The sequence below is a fragment of the Euzebyales bacterium genome (genome assembly GCA_035461305.1).
Lineage (GTDB): Bacteria > Actinomycetota > Nitriliruptoria > Euzebyales > JAHELV01 > JAHELV01.
In genome coordinates this window covers 1-4,458 of the sequence record DATHVN010000176.1, presented here as the reverse complement: position 1 = coordinate 4,458, position 4,458 = coordinate 1, and the positions used below count along the sequence as shown (strand labels likewise).

The following is a 4,458-nucleotide window of genomic DNA, read 5'->3' as shown; positions in this document are numbered from 1 at the left end:
GCCAAGAGCCGGCGCAGCTCTCCGAGCGCCTGGCGGCCGGCCGCTCGATCGCCGACAGCGACGACAGGGGCACCTCCTCCCCGCAGACGAGGCGCCGTACCAAGCGCCCGTGGGAGCGGGAGACTGATCGGTCGCACGAGCGTCCTCACTGGCTGCGCAGCGATCAACACGTCACCGGCCGAGGTTGTCGGCACACCCACGGTGGGCGGCCGGGCAGACGCTCAGGCGGTCGTGTCGACGTCGGGTCGGTACGCCAGGCGGGCGCTGGTCAGCACCACGATGAGCAGGGCCGCCGCGATGACGATGCCGCCACCCACCAGCAGCGTCGCCTCGCGAACGGACAGCGAGCATCCTGACTGCCCGTCATGAGTCTTCCACCGTTCCACCGCGTGTCGCCCGGGTACGCCGATGGCGGCCTCGAGACTCCCGGGTAGCATCGAGATACGGCTCCGCGCCGGTTAGGCACGAGGAGGTCACGCATGGCGCCCAAGGCCCTCGTTCTCGGAGGAAACTTCGCGGGCGTCACGGCAGCGCTTGGTCTGAAGCGCGAGCTTGGTGCCGATGTAGACGTGACGGTTGTGTCAAAGTCGAGGCGGTTCACGTTCAACCCGTCCTTCATTTGGATCCCCTTCGGGAAGCGGACCGCGCGCGATGTCTCGGTCCCGGTCGGGCCGACGTTCGAGCGGCATGGGGTGCACTTCGTGCACGGAGAAGCGACGAAGGTCGATCCCAGCGTGCAGAAGGTTGAGACGACACGGGGCGCCTTCGGTTACGACTACCTGGTGATCGCGACCGGCTACCTGAACGACTTCGAGGTGATCCCGGGTCTGGGACGAGGTGGCAACGCCCACACCATCACCACGCTGGAGGGAGCGGTGGATGCGGCTGAGGGGTGGGCCCGGTTCATCAACGAGCCCGGTCCGATCGTCGTCGGGGCGACCCAGGGCGCCGCGTGCTTCGGCGCGGCGTACGAGTTCGTCTTCAACGCCGCCTACCAGCTCAAGCGGCACGGGCTCAGGAAGCGTGTGCCGGTCCACTACGTCAGCTCCGAGCCGTTTCCCGGGCATTTCGGGATCGGCGGACTCGCCCGCGGGGAGAGGATGTTGGAGTTGTTCTTCCGGATGACCGGGATCAGTTCGGTGTTCGACGTGGGGATGGAGGAGGTCATCCCGGGTGAGCTGCGTCTGCAGGACGGACGTCGCCTCCCGTTCAGGTACGCCATGATCGTGCCGCCGTTCGTCGGCGCACAGGTCATCAAGGACTCGGGCATCGGAAACCCGCGGGGCTTCATCGACGTGAAGGACACCTACCAGACCGTGCGGTATCCGAACGTCTACGCGGTCGGGATCGCGGCGGCGGTGGATGCGCCGTGGCACACGGCCAACGCGGTCGGCGTTCCAAAGACCGGGTTCCCGTCGGAGGCGATGGCCCATGTTGCGGCGACGAACATCGCCTCACAGATCCGAGGTGACGAACCCACGCGGGAGCAGAACTTCGCCGACATGCCCGCCGTGTGCGTCATGGACGCCGGGAACAACGGGGTAGCGATCCTGGCCGACCGGATGCTTCCGCCGAGGAAGTGGGGCGTGATGATCCCCGGGCCGCAGAACCATCTCGGGAAGCTTGCCTTCGAGCGCTACTACCTTTGGAAGGTCCGCAAGGGGTACGTGCAGCTGCCGTAGGAAGGCGATGCGCCGAGGGGGCGCGGCCGACAGACGTCAGGACGTGCGCGGGGGCCACACGACGACCCGGTGCGCCCGGGTATGGGGCGAAGCCATCGGGCGGGTCTCCTCGTGTGTGTCTACGCAGTCGCGTCCGCGGCCTTCACCGCCCCGATAAGGACCCGGCGGCGGGCGGACCATGCCCTGCGCAGCTCGCGGTCCTCGATCGTTCGGGTCGCAGGGCATGCATGGCCACGCACGACCGCCGGCGTCGTGGCCGGGCCCGGAAGCCACGGACCCGTCACCGACTGGATCCCGACGTCGCTGGCCGCCAGCCGCGACGGCGCGCTGCTCGCTGTCGGCCATGCGGGCGTGGCCGTCGAGGTGCGGAAAGTCGCGACGCTGGACGTCCTCCACCAGCTCGACAAGCTTGTGACCAGTGGGGCAGAACTGGGTGATCGACGTAGCTTCTCACCGCAGCGACCGCGACTGCTCGCCGCCTCGACCTGCGACGCCGCCTCCGTATGGGACCTATCGGGCAATACGCCCGAGGCGGTCGCCGTCGGGCGAACCGGGCTGATGACGCACTTCACGCCCGCCGGCACGCGCTTCGGTGCGATCAGGACGGGTCCGCCGTCGTGGTCTGCGCGGAGGCCCGCACGTGCTCACCATGAATTTCGATGCCTGGGTGCGCGCCGCATGCGAGACCGCCGCGCGGAACCTGCGGCGGGAGGAGTGGCAGCGCTACTTCGCCAACGAGGAGTACAGGCTCACCCGTCGCTGCCGGGACGGGGCAAGGCGGTGGTAGACAGCGGCACACAGTGCCAGTTCGAAGGAGACGTCTCCTACGCTCATGACTCCGCTGGTCTGTCAAGGATCGGGCACGTCACGGGTTCGTCGCCTCAGTCCGGATAGGCGTGGATGTCGGCGCGGTGTCCGAGGTGTGGCTGCGAACCTCGCGTCGTCAGCCAGCAGAGGGACGTTGAGGGCGTCGGCGAGCGCGACGTAATCGCGTCGTAGGCGGTGAGGTTGTGGCGCAGATCGAACACGCGGCGTTGAAGAGGTTGCATTGGGTAGCGCACGATTCGCAGTCCCGCGTAGTCGTTCAGCATCTCCACGGCGCGCTGAGCGCAGGACTTCGACGCCTCCGGATCCACGGGACCTCGTCGGCCGGGTCGCGCCGCCAGCTCTCGGGCGCGGTCGGCCCCCATGTCGTCGGTTCGTTCGAAGGTGGCATGTGCGACACGGCGTCACGATCTCGGGCGGAGCGCGGGACGCGTCGGGGCGGCGGTCGCGCCGCTTCCGCGACCGCGTTCGCACGCGGGCAACGAGATCCGGTCAGGCGCCGTCGCCCGGCACGATCACCCCGTGCTCGTAGGCGAAGATGACAGCGGCGACCCGATCGGGCAGCCCGAGCTTGGTCAGCGCACGCGCGACATGCGTCTTGACCGTCGACGGCTCGACGTACAGCTCGGCGGCGATGTCGGCGTTCGACCTCCCGCGTGCGACGAGTTCGAACACCTCGCGCTCCCGTTCTGTCAGCGTCTCCAATTCGACCGGGCGCCGTGCCGGCCTGTCCGGGATGGTGGCGAACGCCTCGACGACGCGTCGCGTGATGGCCGGCCCCAGGATGCTCTCACCGCGGGCGATCGTGCGGATGCCGGCGACGAGCTCGTCCGCCGGGGCGTGCTTGAGCAGGAACCCGGCGGCGCCCGCGCGTAGTGCCGCGAACACGTACTCGTCGAGGTCGTAGGTCGTCAGGACGAGGACGCGGGTGGGCAGCGGCGGGACGAGGGAGGTCAGTTGACGGGTTGCCTCGACACCGTCGACGCGCGGCATGCGGATGTCCATCACCACGACGTCGGGTCGCAGTCGCCGGCACGCGGCCACGGCCTCGCCGCCGTCGCGGGCCTCACCGACGACGTCGACGTCGTCCTCAGCCTCGAGGATCATGCGCACGCCAGTGCGCACGAGGTCCTGGTCGTCGGCGAGCACCACCCGAGTCGTCATTCGATGCCTCCGGTCACCGGCAGTGTGGCGCGCACACTGAACCCCCCACCGTTACGCGGGCCCGCCGCGAACGTCCCGTTCAGCATCTCGACGCGTTCGCGCATCCCCACCAGCCCGAGGCGCGCGCCGTCGGACGGTCCGGCCGCAGCGCCGTGACCGTCGTCGGCGACCTCCACCTCGAGGCGGTCGCGTCGGTAGTCCAGGTCGACGACGACGTGGGCGTGGCCGGCGTGCTTGACGACGTTGGTCAGCGCTTCCTGGATCAACCGGTACGCGGTCACCTCGACGGCTGACGGCAGCGTTCGTGGTGCCCCGTGAACACGCAGGTCGACGGCGACGTCGTCGGACGTCATCTGGGAGATGAGGTCACCGACCGCGTCCAGTGTCGGCTGAGGCTCCAGCTCTGCCGGAGTCTCGTCGGCGCGCAGCGCGTGGAGGATCGCCGGCATCGTCTCGAGGGCGGCGCGCGCCGCATCCTCGGCCGCGGCCAGCGCCATGGCGGTGCGTGCAGGGTCGCGCTTGAGCCACCGGCGGGCGGCACTGGTCTGGAGTGAGACGACCCCGAGGTGGTGCGCGACCTGGTCGTGGAGGTCGCGGGCGATGCGGCGGCGTTCCTCGCGGACCGCGCGGCGGGCCTGTTCGTCGCGGTCCTTCTCGAGCTGATGGCCGTAGGCCACGAGCGTCTCGAGGTAGGCACGCCGGACTGCGACGTAGCGACCGACGATCCACGCCACGACGGCGAGGATCCCGAAGGGACCCAGCGCGCCCGGGGAGGCGGCACCGATCA

General features: G+C 69.5%; 6 protein-coding genes. 2 read left to right on the top strand and 4 right to left on the bottom strand.

Annotated features, from left to right (window positions below; translation table 11 throughout):
• Nucleotides 1-221: 221 nt before the first annotated feature.
• Nucleotides 222-437 carry a hypothetical protein gene (locus tag VK923_16435; GenBank protein HSJ46265.1) on the bottom strand — a complete coding sequence of 72 codons (216 nt, stop codon included), beginning with the start codon at nt 435-437 and terminating at the stop codon, nt 222-224.
• Nucleotides 438-479: 42 nt separating this feature from the next.
• Here VK923_16435 and VK923_16430 point away from each other — a divergent pair, with 42 nt between their 5' ends.
• Both VK923_16430 and VK923_16425 read left to right on the top strand, forming a co-directional pair.
• Nucleotides 480-1,682 (top strand): FAD-dependent oxidoreductase, encoded by a 1,203-nt coding sequence (locus VK923_16430; GenBank protein ID HSJ46264.1) that lies wholly within the window; start codon nt 480-482, stop codon nt 1,680-1,682.
• Nucleotides 1,683-2,322: 640 nt separating this feature from the next.
• Nucleotides 2,323-2,469 carry a hypothetical protein gene (locus tag VK923_16425; GenBank protein ID HSJ46263.1) on the top strand — a complete coding sequence of 49 codons (147 nt, stop codon included), beginning with the start codon at nt 2,323-2,325 and terminating at the stop codon, nt 2,467-2,469.
• A 94-nt stretch (nt 2,470-2,563) separates the two neighbouring features.
• Here the strand turns inward: VK923_16425 and VK923_16420 are convergent, their stop codons facing one another.
• From VK923_16420 to VK923_16410, 3 genes are all read right to left on the bottom strand, one after another.
• Nucleotides 2,564-2,818, bottom strand: a complete 255-nt coding sequence (locus tag VK923_16420; GenBank protein HSJ46262.1) for a hypothetical protein — start codon at nt 2,816-2,818, stop codon at nt 2,564-2,566.
• A gap of 181 nt (nt 2,819-2,999) precedes the next feature.
• Nucleotides 3,000-3,671, bottom strand: coding sequence for a response regulator transcription factor (locus tag VK923_16415; GenBank protein ID HSJ46261.1), 672 nt, complete (start codon nt 3,669-3,671; stop codon nt 3,000-3,002).
• The coding region (locus VK923_16410) for a histidine kinase (protein ID HSJ46260.1) at nt 3,668-4,458 on the bottom strand (791 nt) is incomplete at its 5' end. The genes VK923_16415 and VK923_16410, both read right to left, overlap by 4 nt.